Genomic DNA, 14493 nt, shown 5'->3' with positions numbered 1-14493 from the left:
CCCATGCTTGGTGTCCTGCACGTTCTGGCAGTCGCGGTTGCGGGACTTTTTGCGCTCATCGTTCCGGCCGTGCTGTTCGCCATCGCCGACGGCATGCGCGATCTGGCGCTGTCGATGCTGCTGGTCGGCGCGCTCGGCGTTTTCGCCGCATTGATGGTGCTGGGCTCGATTTCCGGCTTCAAGCGGCCGCTGGGCCGGGCTTCGGGCTATGTGGCGCTGGTCGCCATGTGGGTGCTGGTCCCGGTGATTGCCGCGGTCTCATTCAAGACGCTCGCCGGGCTGAGCTGGATTGATGCCTGGTTCGAGGCGGTTTCCGCGCTGACCACCTCCGGGGCCACGCTGCTGTCGCGCGAGACCGCGCCGCAGGCGATCCTGTTCTGGCGCGCCTCGATCGAGTGGTATGGCGGCTTCCTGACGCTGCTGTCGATCATCCACGTGCTGGCTCCGGGCGGATTTGGCGGACTTCCGGCCGGAGACCGGCGGATCATCACCGGCAATGCCGCCAACATGACCATCGATCTGGCTGATTTCCGTATCGTGCTTGGGCAGTATGTCCTCATCACCTTCATCATCTTTGTCGGCCTGATGCTGGCCGGCGTCAGCGGCCCCTATTCGGCAATGTTGTCGATGGTCGTGATTGCCACGGGCGGGTTTCTGCCCTTTGAGGGGGCGCTCGAAAACCATGCCGGCCCGCTGGCGCAGCTGGTGCTGACCTTCGGCCTGGCGCTGGGCACGATCAGCGTCTTCTGGCGTCGGCGGCTGCTGCGCGCGCCGAAACAGTTCTTCACAGGCAATCCCGAGGTGGTGGTGATCGCCGTCGTCATCATCGTGGTCGCGCTGCTGTATGCGGCCCGCCTGTCTGCCATCTCGGGTGGGGCGCCGCTGGTTCCGATCTTCATCGAGAGCCTGCTTGCCTCGACATCGCTGGTCGCCACCAGCGGTATCGAGAGCCGTCCCGGCGTGATTGCCCTGTGGCCCGATATCATCGTGTTGATGATCGTACTTGTCGGGGGAGGCGTCTATTCGACAACCGGCGGCTTCAAGATCTACCGGATCGCCGCGATGGCGGTTCATTCCGCCCGCGAACTCAATCAGCTGATCTATCCGAGCAGCGTGACGAACCTGCATTTCGGCCGGCAGATCATCGATGAGACCAGCATGAGGGCGATCTGGACCTACTTTTCGCTGTCGCTGCTGATTGTCGCGTTTGCGGCAATGGCGCTGACTTTCGAGGCAACTGAATTCGAAGGCGGCCTGACCATGGCCATCGCGTTCTTCTCCAACGCCGGACCGGTGTATGAGGCACTGATTCCGCCCTCCTATGTCACCGCGCCCGCAAACCAGGTCTGGCCGCAGTTCCCGGCGATGCCCGACAGCGCCAAGATCACCGCGATCGTGATCATGACGCTGGGACGGCTGGAAGTGATGATCGTCTTTGCCGTGCTGAATGTCCGGTACTGGATGAGCCGCTAGAATCCGTTCGCCACTCACGCGCGTGGTCGAACCGCAGGAGGCTGCGGCAGTCGCCTAAATGCGCGAGTTGCCAAAAAAACTCCATCATCGCGTGACATCGTAAATTCCGTGGTGAACTGCGCCCGCAAAAACAAGTGTTTACAAAACCCCGCAACAATGGTCTTCTGCTTGACGTTCGGACGAGCGAGTTTCTGTCAGCGGCAAGACGACCATATCTGCCTGTCAGAGGGAGTGGGAATGTTCGGGACTTGACGTAACGTAAGCCTTCATGGCTTCGGTGCGGCTTTTTTCTTGTGTGAAAAGAGCGATATTCAGCAAGTCCGGACTAGTGCGGTAATGACCTGCGGTTCGCGGGCAAGAAAAAGACGGATGAAAAGGCGCAATGGCGGAGCGTTCACAAAACCTGCAGGATCTTTTTCTCAACACGGTTCGGAAGCAGAAAATTTCCTTGACGATCTTCCTGATCAACGGGGTGAAGCTGACCGGTGTGGTCACGTCTTTTGACAATTTCTGTGTCCTGTTGAGACGCGACGGTCACTCGCAGCTTGTCTACAAGCATGCGATTTCGACCATCATGCCAAGCCAGCCTGTGCAGATGTTTGAAAATGAGGACGGCGCAAACGGCGCCTGACAGGACAACTAAAATCGAAACCGTAGATAGTTCCGGCAATTTTTCCGACGCGGACTCCAAGTCCGGCGTCACCCGCGCAATCGTGCTCGTTCCGGCCTTGCGTACGCGCAATGCTGCACCCGGCAGCGGCCCCGACGGCGGCAACGTGGTCAAGCGCCCTGACAGCAATCGTAAGGAAGAGGCGATCGGCCTTGCCGGCGCCATCGACCTCGAGGTTGCCGAGGCGCTGATCGTGCCCATCTCCGATCCGAGGCCCTCGACCCTGTTCGGCAAGGGCAAGATGCTCGAGATCCTGGCGCTGATCGAGGAGACCGGCTCGCAGCTGGTCATTGTCGATCATCCGCTGACCCCGGTTCAGCAGCGCAACATGGAGACCGAGTGGAAGGTCAAGGTGATCGACCGCACCGGCCTGATCCTCGAAATCTTCGGTCGCCGCGCTTCCACCAGGGAAGGTGTGCTGCAGGTCGAACTCGCCCATCTCAATTATCAGAAGGGCCGCCTGGTTCGAAGCTGGACCCACCTTGAACGCCAGCGCGGCGGTGGTGGCTTCATGGGCGGTCCGGGCGAAACCCAGATCGAGGCCGACCGGCGTCTGCTGCAGGAGCGCATCATCAAGCTCGAACGCGAACTCGAGCAGGTTCGCCGCACCCGCCAATTGCACCGCGCCAAGCGCAAGAAGGTGCCGCATCCGATCGTGGCGCTCGTCGGCTACACCAACGCCGGCAAGTCGACGCTGTTCAACCGGCTGACCGGCGCCGAGGTGCTGGCCGAGGACATGCTGTTCGCCACGCTTGACCCGACGCTCAGGCGGATGAAGCTGCCGCATGGCGCAACCGTCATCCTGTCCGACACCGTGGGTTTCATTTCCAATCTGCCGACCCACCTGGTGGCCGCCTTCCGGGCGACGCTCGAGGAGGTGGTCGAGGCCGACCTGATCCTGCATGTGCGCGACATGTCCGATCCCGACCGCGCGTCGCAGGCGGATGATGTCGAAGCGATCCTGAAAAGCCTCGGCGTGGGTGAAAGCGGGCCAAAGCGGATGCTGGAAGTCTGGAACAAGGTCGACCTGCTGGAGCCTGACGCCGCCGAAGCTCTGCGGGCGCGTGCCCAGTCAGGCGCGGCGATCGTCGTCTCGGCCCTGAACGGCGAGGGCGTCGACGCGCTTCTGTCGGAGATCGAGGCGCGGATATCGGGCGAGTTGACCATGCGGACGGTGCGGCTCTCAGCGAGTCAGCTACCGGTCATGTCCTGGATCTACCAGCACGGCAGGGTCAAGGAACGCCAGGACCACGAGGACGGCTCGGTCGAGATCACCGCCGAGTTCACCGCCTCCGACAGCAATGACCTCGACCGGCAATTGGGTCTGGGGCCGAAGCCTGCCGACGATTTCTAGAACCCGTACCGGGACAATGCCGCGCGGACCCTGGTCACATTTGTAACTTCGCCGCCTGCCACAGCGCTTCCATCTCGTTAAGCGTCGCCTCGCCGGGTGTCTTGCCCTGTTTGGCGAGTTCCGCCTCGACATAGGCAAAGCGGGTCCGGAACTTGGTGTTGGTGGTCCTGAGCGCGTGTTCCGGATCGCTCTTCAGGTGCCGGGCAAGATTGGCCACCGCAAAGATCACGTCGCCGAGTTCGTCCGCCGCCTTTTCGCTGCGCCCGCTGGCGATCTCGGCGCGAAGTTCGGCGATTTCCTCCTCGATCTTGTCGAGCACCGGCCCGGCCGCACCCCAGTCGAAACCGACGCGTGAAGCCGCCTCCTGCAGTTTCAGCGCTTCCATCAGCGCGGGCAGGGCGCGCGGCACTCCTGTCAGTTGTCCCGGGGTCTCGGTCTCGGGCAATCCCCTGGCAGTCCGGCGTGCCTGCCGTTCGGCCTTTTCTGCGGCCTTGATCTCGGCCCATTGCGCCTTGACCTTGTCCGGCGTGTCAGCGTCCGAGCGCTCGAACACATGCGGGTGACGCCGGATCATTTTCCGGGTGATCGCCTCGACCACGTCCCCGAAAGAGAAAAGCTCCTGCTCTTCGGCCATGCGGGCATGGAAGACCACCTGCAAGAGCAGATCGCCAAGCTCGTCGCAGAGATCCTCGTAATCCTCGCGCTCGATCGCGTCGGCAACCTCGTAGGCCTCCTCGATCGTGTAGGGCTTGATCGAGTTGAAATCCTGCTTGATGTCCCAGGGACACCCGGTTTCGGGCTGCCTCAGCGCCGCCATGATCTCGATAAGGCCGGAAATGTCGCGTGATGGTTTCATGGCCGAAGCTTAGCCGAGCGGGATCACGCCCGCGAGAGTTCCGCCGCAAGCGCCGATGTTGTCCACAGTTCAGTCAGGGTGCCTGTGTCGCTCCATGCGGGCATGGCGCAGCCTGGCGGTTCCATGGTCACCTGTTTCAATCCGTGGGGTCAGGAGCCCGGCAGTCCGGCAAGCACCGGGATGTCTTCAAGATCATGGTCCCACTCGGCCCGGCTGTCGCCGCAGATATGCGCGTTGGGGCGAAAGGCAATCGGATCGTCAAGGCTTCCGGCGGGAACGACCAGCAGCCCACTATCGGTATCGACACCGGGAAGGGCGGAGCCGCATTCCGTGCAAAAACTCTTCCGGTGCCGGGTGCCCGGGAGCTCGAAGGTCCTGACCAGGTCATGCCCGGACAGCCATTCCAGTGATGCGGTCGTCGAAAACAGGTTTGCCGCATGCGCGGATCCGGTGTCCTTTCGGCACCGCTGGCAATGGCAGAGGAAAAAGCTCTCGAGCTTGCCCGCAATCCGAAAGCGGACGGCGCCGCAAAGGCACGAGCCGGAAATGTGTCCTGTCATGGTGGTTGGTCCCGGGTTGAAAATGGCTTGGCTTGGCAATGATGAAAGACCGGCCCCCAATGGCCGGTCCGGTTCCTGACGCCGAGTGTGAAAGGATCAGTTCAGCGGTATGGCGTTGTCGTCCTTCGATGCCTGGTAGGCCTCGGATAGCGCCGCATAGCGGTCGCGGATGCGGTTCGCCTGGTCGAGGAGCGGCTGCGCCTCGTCGTCGGGCAGTGTGGCGATGATGTCGAAGATGCCGCGGCCGCGCCAGAACGCGTTGTCGTGGTTGTAGCCGCCGGGCTCGAGGCCGAAGACTTCCTTGAGCATCTTCAGATCATGCGGAATGGAAAAGCTGTCGCGCGAATCCTGGTGGCTGAAGAAATAGAAGAAATTGTCAAACCCCGCCCAGGCGATCGCCGACATGCACATGGTGCACGGCTCATGCGTCGACAGGAAGATCATGTCCTTCGTGGATTCGGATTTCGATACAGGCTGTTCGTAGAAGCACTTGAGAAGGTGAACCTCGCCGTGCCACAGCGGGTTCTCGGTCTCGTTGTTGGTCTGAGCCATCACCAGCGACAGGTCCGGCTTGCGCAGGAGCGCGCCGCCAAAAACCTTGTTGCCCTTCGCCACGCCCGTTTCGGTCAGCGGCAGAATGTCGTGTTCCATCACGTCGAGCAGCCTGCGCACCAGGTCCGCGTTTTCCTTGATCTCCATTTGGGGTTCCAGTTTGTCTCATTCGACCGCATGAGCTTTGAAGCGTCGCGGTTACGCTTTCTCAATAACCGGATTTCCGGGGTAAAAGAATATCAGTTCGCGCCAAACGGCAAATCTTTGTTCCTTCAATTGCTTCCATGAATTCCTGAAAATGGCGTCAACTCAGGAGTTTGATGGAAATGACGACCCAACCGGCGCAACTGACCACATTCCCCGCCTTTATGCGGGTGGACGGCAAGACGGTGGCGATCTTCGGCAATGGCGCGGAGGCGGCAGCCAAGGCGCGCCTTGTGGCCAACACGTCGGCGGCGATCGCTGTCTATGCCGATGCGCCGGAAGCCGAACTCAAGGACAGCCTGACCCGCCTCGGTATCGAACCGGTGATCGCAGCTTATGCACCCCACCAGATCGACGATGCGACACTGGTGTTTGCCGCCACGGGCGATGCTGCGATGGACCGGATGATCGTGGCCGATGCGCGTTCGCGAAAAATCCCCGCCAACGCGGTCGACCAGCCGGAATTCTGCGATTTCCTCACCCCTGCGCTGGTCAACCGCGCACCGGTGGCAATCGCCATCGGCACAGAAGGCGCTGGCCCGGTGCTGGCGCAGATGATCCGTGCCCGCATCGACCAGATGCTGTCGCCCTCGCTCGGTGTGCTGGCCCGGCTTGCCCAGGACTACCGCGTGGCGGTCGACCGGCTATTGCCACGCGGTGTGGCGCGCCGCAGGTTCTGGCGCCGCTTCTTCGAGGCAGACGTCGCAACCCATGTCGACAATGGCGATCTGTCGCTGGCCCGCCGCGCCGCCACGCGCATGCTGCGCGGCCGCGAGCCTGTGCCCGGTCATGTCTGGCTGGTGGGCGCAGGTCCCGGCGCCGAGGATCTGCTGACGTTGCGCGCCCAGCGCGCCATGATGGAAGCCGACGCGATCGTCTACGACGCGCTGGTACCCGAAACCGTGGTGGCGCTCGGCCGCCGCGACGCCGAGCGGATATCGGTCGGCAAGCGCAAGGGCTGCCATTCCAAGAGCCAGAATGAAATCAACGAGCTGCTGGTCAGGCTCGGCCGCGAAGGCAAGCGCGTGGTGCGGCTGAAGTCCGGAGATCCGCTGGTATTCGGCCGCGCCGGCGAGGAAATGGCCGCGCTTCGCGATGCCGGCGTCTCGTTCGAGATCGTCCCGGGCATCACATCCGCCCTTGCTGCCGCCGCCGATTTCGAGCTGCCGCTGACCCTGCGCGGCGTCGCCTCGTCGCTGGTCTTCACCACCGGCCATGACCTGACCGGCGCGGCACTGCCCGACTGGGCGCGGCTTGCCGTCTCCGGCGCCACGCTCTGCGTCTATATGGGCCGCACCGTGGCTGCGAGCGTCGCCTCTCGGCTGATCGAGGCAGGCCTGCCCGCCGACATGACGGTCGCCATCGTCGAGAATGCCTCGCGCGGCGACAGGCGGCTGTTTCACAGCACGCTCGCCGACCTGCCGGCGCTCGAACATCGCAGCGAGCTTGCCGGACCGGTCATGGTCGTCATTGGCGACGCCGTCGCCGGCGCCAGCTTCGAGCAGTCCACCCCCATTGCCGCCGGCCAGCCGAGCGCTGCGCCCGCTATTCGAACCCAAGCCGCCTGAGGAGGCCCCGATGAAAACCACCCAGATGAAGACCAAGGTTCTCACCGCAAACCGCCTGACAGACGGCATCTCCGTCTGGCTCGGAGCAAACGGCGAATGGACGACATCGCTCAGGGATGCCTTCCTGGCGCGTCATGAGGACGCCGTCGCGGCCATCGAAGCGGCCGGTCACCAGGCGCTCGCCGACAACCGCGTCGTCGATGTCAACGTGATCGAGATCGAAGAGACCGAAGGCGGTCCGCGGCCCTACCGGCTGCGCGAGCGCATCCGCGCCGATGGACCGACAATCGACTACGCGCCGGCCGCCGCCGCGCGGGTCTCGCAAGCCGCCTAAGGACCCAGCCATGTACCGTTACGATGAATTCGACCACGCTTTCGTGGAAGCGCGCGTCAACCAGTTCAGCGACCAGGTGGCCCGCCGGCTTTCCGGTGAGATCTCCGAGGATGCGTTCAAGCCCTTGCGGCTGATGAACGGGGTCTATCTGCAGCTGCACGCCTACATGCTGCGCGTCGCCATTCCGTATGGCACGCTCAACGGGCGGCAGATGCGCAAGCTCGCCCACATCGCCCGGACCTATGACCGCGGCTATGGCCATTTCACCACGCGCCAGAACATCCAGTACAACTGGCCCGCGCTGTCCGATATCCCGGCGATCCTGAAGGAGCTGGCCGAGGTCGAGATGCACGCGATCCAGACGTCCGGAAACTGCATCCGCAACGTGACTGCCGACCATTTCGCCGGTGCAGCCGCCGACGAAGTTGCCGATCCCAGGCCCTATGCCGAGATCCTCAGGCAATGGTCCTCGGTGCATCCGGAATTCTCGTTCCTGCCGCGCAAGTTCAAGATCGCGGTGACCGGCTCGGAGCGCGACCGCGCGGCCATCCAGGTGCACGATATCGGCCTGCAGCTGAAAAAGGACGAAGAGGGCCGGCTCGGCTTTGCCGTCTGGATCGGCGGCGGGCAGGGGCGCACGCCCATCCTCGCCAAGAAGATCCGGGACTTCCTGCCCGAAGCCGATCTGCTGAGCTATACGACCGCGATCATGCGGGTCTACAATCTGCACGGCCGCCGCGACAACAAGTACAAGGCGCGGATCAAGATCCTGGTGCATGAAACCGGCGTCGAGCAGCTGAGCGCCGAGATCGAGGCCGAATGGGCCCATCTCAAGGATGGCGAGCTGAAGCTGCCTGACGCCGACATCGCGGCCATCAATACCTATTTCGCGCCGCCCGCGCTCACCCCCCGCGCCGAGGGTTGGGGCGAACTGGCCGCCTGGAAGAAATCCGATCCCGGTTTCGCCGAATGGGTCGGCCGCAATGTCGCGCCGCACCGGCACCCCGATTATGCCATGGTGACGATCTCGCTGAAACCGATCGGCGGCATTCCCGGCGATGCCTCGGCCGACCAGATGGATGCGGTGGCGCGGCTGGCCCAAGAGTTCGCCCATGACGAGATCCGCGTCACCCACGAGCAGAACCTGGTGTTGCCGCATGTGGCGCTCTCCGATCTCGAGCCGCTCTACCGGGCATTGCTGACTGATGGCCTGGCGACGGCCAATGCCGGCCTGATCACCGACATCATCGCCTGCCCGGGGCTGGATTACTGCGCGCTGGCCAATGCCCGCTCGATCCCCGTGGCGCAGGAGATTTCCAACCGCTTCGGCGATCCGAAACGGCAGGCCGAGATCGGCGAGCTGAAGATCAAGATCTCGGGCTGCATCAATGCCTGCGGCCATCACCACGTCGGCCACATCGGAATCCTGGGCGTCGAGAAGAAGGGCGCGGAGCTCTACCAGATCTCGCTCGGCGGCTCGGGTGACGAGTACGCCTCGATCGGCCAGATCACCGGCCGCGGTTTCGAGCCCGGCGAGATCACCGATGCGATCGAAACCATCGTCGACACCTATCTCGCCAATCGCACCGACACTGATGAGAGCTTCATCGAGTGCTACCGCCGCATCGGCGCCGATCCATTCAAGGCCGCGCTCTACAGCAGCGAAGCCGAAGCCGCCTGACAGAGGCGCGGAGAACAGACATGAGTGTGATTTGGACACAGAACGGGATCGTCGAGAACGATCCCTGGATCTCAGGCGGGGAAGGGGCAGATTCCCCCAAGCTTCTGCCGCTTGCCGAAGCGCTGGACCACGCGCAGGACAATGCGCCGTTCGGCGTGGTGCTGCAGCCTGCGGACGATGTCCGCGCGCTGGCGCCGATCCTCGAGCGGGTGGCAATCGTCGCGCTGACCTTCCCGGCCTTCAGCGACGGGCGCGGCTTTTCCCAGGCCATGCTGCTGAGAGAGCGGCTCGGCTACAAGGGCGAGTTGCGCGCGGTCGGCACGGTGCTGCTCGACCAGGTGCCGCTGATGCTCCGGACCGGTTTCGACAGCTTCGAGGTCCACCATGCCCCGACCATCGAGCGGCTGGTCGAAAGGCGACTGCCGGGCATCGACCTGCATTACCAGCCTTCCGTCGACAGGACCGACACCACGACCGGCTACAGCTGGCGTCGCACCGCCATCCTGAACGGCTGATCCGGGGAGACTTCAGCATGCAGATCCACGTTACCGACCAGAGCGGGACCCGCCACACGCTTGAAGCGCTTGAAGGCTTCCGGGTGATGGAAATCATTCGCGACTGGGGTTTGAACATCAAGGCCGAATGCGGCGGCGCCTGCGCCTGCGCCACCTGCCACGTACATGTCGCGCCCGACTGGACGGATCAGCTGCATCCGATCGAGGCCGAGGAAGAGGACATGCTCGACCAGGCCTTCGACGTGCGCGACAATTCGCGGCTCTCCTGCCAGCTGCTGATGACCCCCGAACTCGACGGGCTCGAGGTGACGCTGGCGCCCGGCACCGAGGACAGCGACCGGGCGGCAGCCTGATATCCGGTCTTAAAGTTGCTTGAGACGGTTGGCATGGCGCGCGATGGCCTGCGCTCCGAGCGGCCCGCCATGGCCGAGATGGAAGCGCGTCGTGCCCTTTGAGAGAAGTTCTTCGAGCGATCGCGCCGCAAGGCGCGGATCTTCCTCGAATGGCGGCCGCTCGGGTCTGCCGCGCAAGGCTATGCCGCCGAGCAGGATGCCGGAGGCCGCAAGATCTCCGGCAAGCACGTCACCCGAGGGCAGCAGCAGAGAAACCGAACCGGGTGTGTGCCCCGGCGTGTGCAGGACTGTTCCTTCAAGCCCGAGTGTTTTGAGATCAAAAATATTGCCATCCATCGGGATGTCGGCCGACACCGGCGGGAAGGGGCGTTCGATCGCCCCGGTCATGCGAAACAGGCGTCCGAAAAGCCGTGTCGGTCGCAGGACCGGCTTCTCTCCCATGCAGTAACCCGTTTCCGCGGCATGATAGAGAACCGGCGCACCGGTGAGCGCGCGGAGCTGCGCAGCTGCGCCAGCATGATCGATATGGCCGTGGGTGAGAACGATCAGCTTGATGTCGTTCCACTCAAGCCCTGCCGCCTTGACAACCGGGCCGATCGCAGGGGCCGACCCCGGCAGACCGCTGTCGACGAGAATCGGGCCACCGGCCCCTGTCACCAGAAATGCGTTGAGCATGCCAAAGGGCAGGATCGGAATGGTCTTGATCGTGGTTTGCATGACGGACCTTTTGTGCGGGTTTGAAACTCTCCGCTCTGTTCAATCCGGCTCGCCATTGGTTTGCAATTGGGCACAATTTTGTTACCCGTTGGCGCGCATGCGGGCGAATAGCCCTGTGTCTTGGGCATAAAAAGGGGAAGGTCATGAAGCTGGCTGAAACGAGACCCTGGCGCGGCATTGGCGGGGATGATTGTCCGCTCTCCGATACCTTGCGTCTCTTGGGTGGCAAGCACACAACCATGATCCTTCATTGTCTCGTTCGTGGCGACATGCATTTTCTCGAACTCTGCCGGGCCCTGCCGCATGTCAGCCGCAAGGTGCTGACCGATGAACTCAAGGCGCTGATCGAGGGGCACATCGTGCTCAGGACGGAGGAAGGCGACGCGCTCGGCCGGGTGCGATACGGACTTTCGCCGCGCGGCCGAGATCTTGGAGACATTCTTGGCCGCCTTTACGACTGGGCGGTGGACGGCGGCACGACCGGGCAGACAAGGCGATGGAGCGAAGCCTGATTGTCCGGATCTGATCGGGCAGGGCGACAGAGCCACTCCCGGAGGCGCAAACCGGGCATCGTCCCGTCGTTTGCGCTTCTTGCGCCGTTCGGGGCCTCATGCGAGTTTGCGGGTCATGATCGACAAACTCGAATTCTTCATCGTGCTGGCCAGGGAGCGCCATTTCGGCCGCGCCGCAGAGGTTTGCGGTGTGACGCAGCCGACGCTGTCGGCCTCGCTCAAGCAGCTTGAAGAGCAGCTTGGCGTCATCCTGGTTCAGCGCGGCTCGCGGTTCCAGGGGCTCACTCCGGAGGGCCAGCGCGTGCTCGAATGGGCCCGGCGCATCGTCGGCGATACCCGCACCATGCGCGAGGAGATGAAGGCCGCCCGCAAGGGCCTGTCCGGACATGCCCGCATCGCCGTCATCCCGACGGCCACCTACATGGTCACCGACCTGACGCTGGCCTTCACCCAGAAACATCCCGCCGTCACGCTGTCGGTGACTTCGTGCACCAGTTACCAGGTTCTCTCCCAGCTCGAGAATTTCGAGATCGATGTCGGCATCAGCTACCTCGAGAACGAACCGACGGGCCGCGTCGCTACCGTACCGCTCTATGCTGAGCGCTATCAGCTGATCACTTCCGAAGACCAGAAATATGCCGACCGCGAGTCGGTGACCTGGGCCGAGGTCGCCACGCTACCACTCTGCCTGCTGACGCCCGACATGCAGAACCGGCGGATCATCAACCAGCACCTGGCCGAGGCCGGCGCGACCGCCAAGCCGACGCTGGAATCGAACTCGATGATTGTGCTGTTCTCCCACATTCGCACCGGCAAATGGGCCTCGATCATGCCGGTCAATCTGGCTGAAACACTGGGGTTTGGCGGCGATATCCGGTCAATCCCGATCGTCGAGCCCGACGCGCACCACATCGTCGGCATGATCGCCGCGCCGCGTGAACCGCATACGCCGATCGTCTCCGCGTTGCTGCATGAAGCCAGGGTGTTCGCGAAAACCCTGTCCGTTTGATAGAAGTTTTCTATCGCACAACGGATATGCTCCCTTGATTCAAGCACTTGTTATTGGCCTATTGCTGCCACTGTCATGCCGTCGGAGGGTTTTGGGATGGAATCACGCAGTGCAGACACCGAAATTGCCTTGCGAACGGAGGCCATTGTCGGACGGCTGAAGCCGCTCGAGGGACCGTTGCTTCCCATTCTGCATGATATACAGCGCGAGTTCGGCTACGTGCCGCAGGCGTCGCTGCCGGTGATTGCCAGCGGCCTTAACCTGTCCCGGGCCGAGGTTCACGGCGTTGTCAGCTTCTATCACGACTACCGCGAGGCGCCGGCCGGCCGCCATGTCATCAAGCTCTGCCGGGCGGAAGCCTGCCAGTCGATGGGCGGCGACGAGCTGGCCGAACGGCTTCTCGGACTGCTGGGCCTTGACTGGCATGAGACCGGCGCGAACGGGAAGGTGACGATTGAACCTGTCTATTGCCTCGGGCTGTGCGCCTGCGCGCCGGCGGCGATGGTCGATGGCGAAGTGATCGGACGGCTGGATGCCGAAATGGTCGATCATCTGGCGAAGGCGGTGCAGGCATGAGCGTGAAGATCTACATTCCCGGCGATTCCGGCGCCGTGGCGCTGGGTGCCGACAGGCTGGCGATGCGGATGGCGGAAGCGCTCAAGGCGCGCGACCTCGACGCCGAGATCGTCCGCAACGGCTCACGCGGCCTCTACTGGCTCGAGCCGATGGTCGAGGTCGAGACCGGCAAGGGCAGGGTGGCCTACGGCCCGGTCAAGGCTTCCGATGTCGACAGCCTCATTGAAGCGGGCCTGCTCGAGGGCGGCGATCACCCGTTGTTTCTCGGCGCACCGCAGGAGCTGCCGTTTCTCAAGCGTCAGACACGGCTTACATTCGCGCGCTGCGGCATCACCGATCCGCTGTCGCTCGAGGATTACCGGGATCATGGCGGATTGACCGGTTTGAGCAATGCGGTGGCCATGGTGCCCGAGGCGATCGTTGCCCAGGTGACGGAGTCCGGCCTGCGCGGCCGCGGCGGCGCCGGTTTTCCGACCGGCATAAAGTGGAAGACGGTGCTGGAGGCCGAAGGCGAACAGAAATACATCGTCTGCAACGCCGACGAGGGCGACTCCGGCACATTTGCCGACCGCATGATCATGGAGGGCGACCCCTTCGTGCTGATCGAGGGCATGGTGATCGCAGGCATCGCCACGCGGGCCACCAAAGGCTATGTCTACCTGCGCTCGGAATATCCGCATGCGATCCGTGTGATGAACCGCGCGGTGGAGATTGCAAGGGCGGCCGGAATTCTCGGCAACTCCGTGCTCGGCTCGGATCATGCCTTCGACATGGAAATCCGCGTCGGTGCGGGCGCCTATGTCTGCGGCGAGGAAACTGCGCTGCTCGAAAGCCTCGAAGGCCGCCGCGGCGTCGTCCGCGCCAAGCCGCCGTTGCCCGCGCACAAGGGCTTTCTTGGTCGCCCGACGGTGATCAACAACGTCATTTCGCTGGCTTCGGTGCCGGTGATCATGGACAAGGGCGCTGATTTCTATCGCGATTTCGGCATGGGCCGGTCGCGCGGCACCATTCCGGTGCAGATCGCCGGCAATGTGAAGCATGGTGGCCTGTTTGAGGCCGCCTTCGGCATGACGCTGGGTGAACTGGTGGACGAGATTGCCGGCGGTACCGCCACCGGCCGCCCGGTCAAGGCGGTGCAGGTGGGCGGACCGCTCGGCGCCTATTTCCCGCGCGAACTGTTCGACACGCCGTTCGATTACGAGGCGTTCGCCGCAAAGGACGGGCTGATCGGGCACGCGGGCATCGTCGTGTTCGACGACACCGCCGACATGCTCAAGCAGGCCCGTTTCGCCTTCGAGTTCTGCGCGGTGGAAAGCTGCGGCAAGTGCACGCCGTGCCGGATCGGATCGACGCGCGGCGTCGAGGTTGCCGACAAGATCCGCGCCGGCGTCGAGCCGGAGAACCAGGTCACATTGATGACAGATCTGTGCAACACAATGAAATTCGGCTCGCTCTGCGCGCTCGGCGGCTTCACGCCGTACCCGGTGATGAGCGCGCTCACGCATTTTCCGGAGGATTTCCGTCCGGCACCGATGTCCCAGGCTGCGGAGTGAATGACA

General features: G+C 63.4%; 16 protein-coding genes. 12 read left to right on the top strand and 4 right to left on the bottom strand.

The genetic code is table 11. From position 1 onward, the window contains the following. The first annotated feature begins 3 nt into the window (after positions 1 to 3). From O4H62_RS01265 to hflX, 3 genes are all read left to right on the top strand, one after another. Entirely contained in the window at positions 4 to 1473 is a 1470-nt protein-coding gene (locus tag O4H62_RS01265) for a potassium transporter TrkG (RefSeq protein WP_269385338.1), read from the top strand. A gap of 382 nt (positions 1474 to 1855) precedes the next feature. Continuing rightward, complete coding sequence (gene hfq, locus O4H62_RS01260) at positions 1856 to 2104, top strand: RNA chaperone Hfq (protein WP_269385337.1); 249 nt, start codon at positions 1856 to 1858, stop codon at positions 2102 to 2104. Next, a complete protein-coding gene (gene hflX, locus O4H62_RS01255) occupies positions 2079 to 3497 on the top strand; it encodes a GTPase HflX (protein ID WP_269385336.1) in 1419 nt (472 codons plus the stop codon). Before hfq ends, hflX begins: the two co-directional genes overlap by 26 nt. 34 nt (positions 3498 to 3531) lie before the next feature. On the opposite strand, the gene mazG is transcribed toward hflX, so the two are convergent. From mazG to O4H62_RS01240, 3 genes are all read right to left on the bottom strand, one after another. After that, on the bottom strand, positions 3532 to 4353 hold the full coding sequence (gene mazG / locus O4H62_RS01250) for a nucleoside triphosphate pyrophosphohydrolase (RefSeq protein WP_269385335.1): 822 nt from the start codon (positions 4351 to 4353) through the stop codon (positions 3532 to 3534). Between the two features lie 149 nt (positions 4354 to 4502). Continuing rightward, on the bottom strand, positions 4503 to 4913 hold the full coding sequence (locus O4H62_RS01245; protein ID WP_269385334.1) for a GFA family protein: 411 nt from the start codon (positions 4911 to 4913) through the stop codon (positions 4503 to 4505). Positions 4914 to 5009: 96 nt separating this feature from the next. Then, positions 5010 to 5612, bottom strand: a complete 603-nt coding sequence (locus O4H62_RS01240) for a nucleoside deaminase (protein WP_269385333.1) — start codon at positions 5610 to 5612, stop codon at positions 5010 to 5012. Between the two features lie 179 nt (positions 5613 to 5791). On the opposite strand from O4H62_RS01240, the gene cysG reads away from it, so the two are divergent. From cysG to O4H62_RS01215, 5 genes are read left to right on the top strand one after another with little or no spacing between them, the layout of a single operon-like run. Beyond that, positions 5792 to 7237, top strand: coding sequence for a siroheme synthase CysG (gene cysG, locus O4H62_RS01235; protein WP_269385332.1), 1446 nt, complete (start codon positions 5792 to 5794; stop codon positions 7235 to 7237). Between the two features lie 25 nt (positions 7238 to 7262). Next, positions 7263 to 7571 (top strand): DUF2849 domain-containing protein, encoded by a 309-nt coding sequence (locus tag O4H62_RS01230; protein ID WP_269386259.1) that lies wholly within the window; start codon positions 7263 to 7265, stop codon positions 7569 to 7571. Positions 7572 to 7581: 10 nt separating this feature from the next. After that, entirely contained in the window at positions 7582 to 9252 is a 1671-nt protein-coding gene (locus O4H62_RS01225; RefSeq protein WP_269385331.1) for a nitrite/sulfite reductase, read from the top strand. 20 nt (positions 9253 to 9272) lie between these two features. Continuing rightward, a complete protein-coding gene (locus O4H62_RS01220; RefSeq protein ID WP_269385330.1) occupies positions 9273 to 9767 on the top strand; it encodes a DUF934 domain-containing protein in 495 nt (164 codons plus the stop codon). Positions 9768 to 9784: 17 nt separating this feature from the next. Continuing rightward, positions 9785 to 10120, top strand: a complete 336-nt coding sequence (locus O4H62_RS01215) for a 2Fe-2S iron-sulfur cluster-binding protein (protein WP_269385329.1) — start codon at positions 9785 to 9787, stop codon at positions 10118 to 10120. 9 nt (positions 10121 to 10129) lie between these two features. Here the strand turns inward: O4H62_RS01215 and O4H62_RS01210 are convergent, their stop codons facing one another. Continuing rightward, the gene (locus O4H62_RS01210) at positions 10130 to 10837 is read right to left on the bottom strand and encodes an MBL fold metallo-hydrolase (protein ID WP_269385328.1); all 708 of its coding nucleotides are present in this window, start codon (positions 10835 to 10837) and stop codon (positions 10130 to 10132) included. 143 nt (positions 10838 to 10980) lie between these two features. On the opposite strand from O4H62_RS01210, the gene O4H62_RS01205 reads away from it, so the two are divergent. The 4 genes from O4H62_RS01205 (at position 10981) to O4H62_RS01190 (ending at position 14487) form a co-directional block, all read left to right on the top strand. After that, the gene (locus O4H62_RS01205) at positions 10981 to 11349 is read left to right on the top strand and encodes a winged helix-turn-helix transcriptional regulator (protein WP_269385327.1); all 369 of its coding nucleotides are present in this window, start codon (positions 10981 to 10983) and stop codon (positions 11347 to 11349) included. A 115-nt stretch (positions 11350 to 11464) separates the two neighbouring features. Further along, complete coding sequence (locus O4H62_RS01200; RefSeq protein WP_269385326.1) at positions 11465 to 12358, top strand: LysR family transcriptional regulator; 894 nt, start codon at positions 11465 to 11467, stop codon at positions 12356 to 12358. Between the two features lie 96 nt (positions 12359 to 12454). Then, complete coding sequence (locus tag O4H62_RS01195; RefSeq protein WP_269385325.1) at positions 12455 to 12934, top strand: formate dehydrogenase subunit gamma; 480 nt, start codon at positions 12455 to 12457, stop codon at positions 12932 to 12934. Next, complete coding sequence (locus O4H62_RS01190) at positions 12931 to 14487, top strand: formate dehydrogenase beta subunit (protein ID WP_269385324.1); 1557 nt, start codon at positions 12931 to 12933, stop codon at positions 14485 to 14487. Before O4H62_RS01195 ends, O4H62_RS01190 begins: the two co-directional genes overlap by 4 nt. The last annotated feature ends 6 nt before the right edge of the window (positions 14488 to 14493 follow it).

The organism is Parahoeflea alexandrii, from assembly GCF_027214025.1.
In the GTDB taxonomy this organism is placed as follows: Bacteria; Pseudomonadota; Alphaproteobacteria; order Rhizobiales; family Rhizobiaceae; genus Hoeflea; species Hoeflea alexandrii_A.
This window is presented reverse-complemented; position numbering and strand designations above follow the sequence as displayed.

Bases quoted from the DNA above. Each gene is read 5' to 3' on its own strand.
- O4H62_RS01265 (WP_269385338.1), top strand. From the start codon at position 4: ATGCTTGGTGTCCTGCACGTTCTGGCAGTCGCGGTTGCGGGACTTTTT.
- hfq (WP_269385337.1), top strand. From the start codon at position 1,856: ATGGCGGAGCGTTCACAAAACCTGCAGGATCTTTTTCTCAACACGGTT.
- hflX (WP_269385336.1), top strand. From the start codon at position 2,079: ATGAGGACGGCGCAAACGGCGCCTGACAGGACAACTAAAATCGAAACC.
- mazG (WP_269385335.1), bottom strand. From the start codon at position 4,353: ATGAAACCATCACGCGACATTTCCGGCCTTATCGAGATCATGGCGGCG.
- O4H62_RS01245 (WP_269385334.1), bottom strand. From the start codon at position 4,913: ATGACAGGACACATTTCCGGCTCGTGCCTTTGCGGCGCCGTCCGCTTT.
- O4H62_RS01240 (WP_269385333.1), bottom strand. From the start codon at position 5,612: ATGGAGATCAAGGAAAACGCGGACCTGGTGCGCAGGCTGCTCGACGTG.
- cysG (WP_269385332.1), top strand. From the start codon at position 5,792: ATGACGACCCAACCGGCGCAACTGACCACATTCCCCGCCTTTATGCGG.
- O4H62_RS01230 (WP_269386259.1), top strand. From the start codon at position 7,263: ATGAAGACCAAGGTTCTCACCGCAAACCGCCTGACAGACGGCATCTCC.
- O4H62_RS01225 (WP_269385331.1), top strand. From the start codon at position 7,582: ATGTACCGTTACGATGAATTCGACCACGCTTTCGTGGAAGCGCGCGTC.
- O4H62_RS01220 (WP_269385330.1), top strand. From the start codon at position 9,273: ATGAGTGTGATTTGGACACAGAACGGGATCGTCGAGAACGATCCCTGG.
- O4H62_RS01215 (WP_269385329.1), top strand. From the start codon at position 9,785: ATGCAGATCCACGTTACCGACCAGAGCGGGACCCGCCACACGCTTGAA.
- O4H62_RS01210 (WP_269385328.1), bottom strand. From the start codon at position 10,837: ATGCAAACCACGATCAAGACCATTCCGATCCTGCCCTTTGGCATGCTC.
- O4H62_RS01205 (WP_269385327.1), top strand. From the start codon at position 10,981: ATGAAGCTGGCTGAAACGAGACCCTGGCGCGGCATTGGCGGGGATGAT.
- O4H62_RS01200 (WP_269385326.1), top strand. From the start codon at position 11,465: ATGATCGACAAACTCGAATTCTTCATCGTGCTGGCCAGGGAGCGCCAT.
- O4H62_RS01195 (WP_269385325.1), top strand. From the start codon at position 12,455: ATGGAATCACGCAGTGCAGACACCGAAATTGCCTTGCGAACGGAGGCC.
- O4H62_RS01190 (WP_269385324.1), top strand. From the start codon at position 12,931: ATGAGCGTGAAGATCTACATTCCCGGCGATTCCGGCGCCGTGGCGCTG.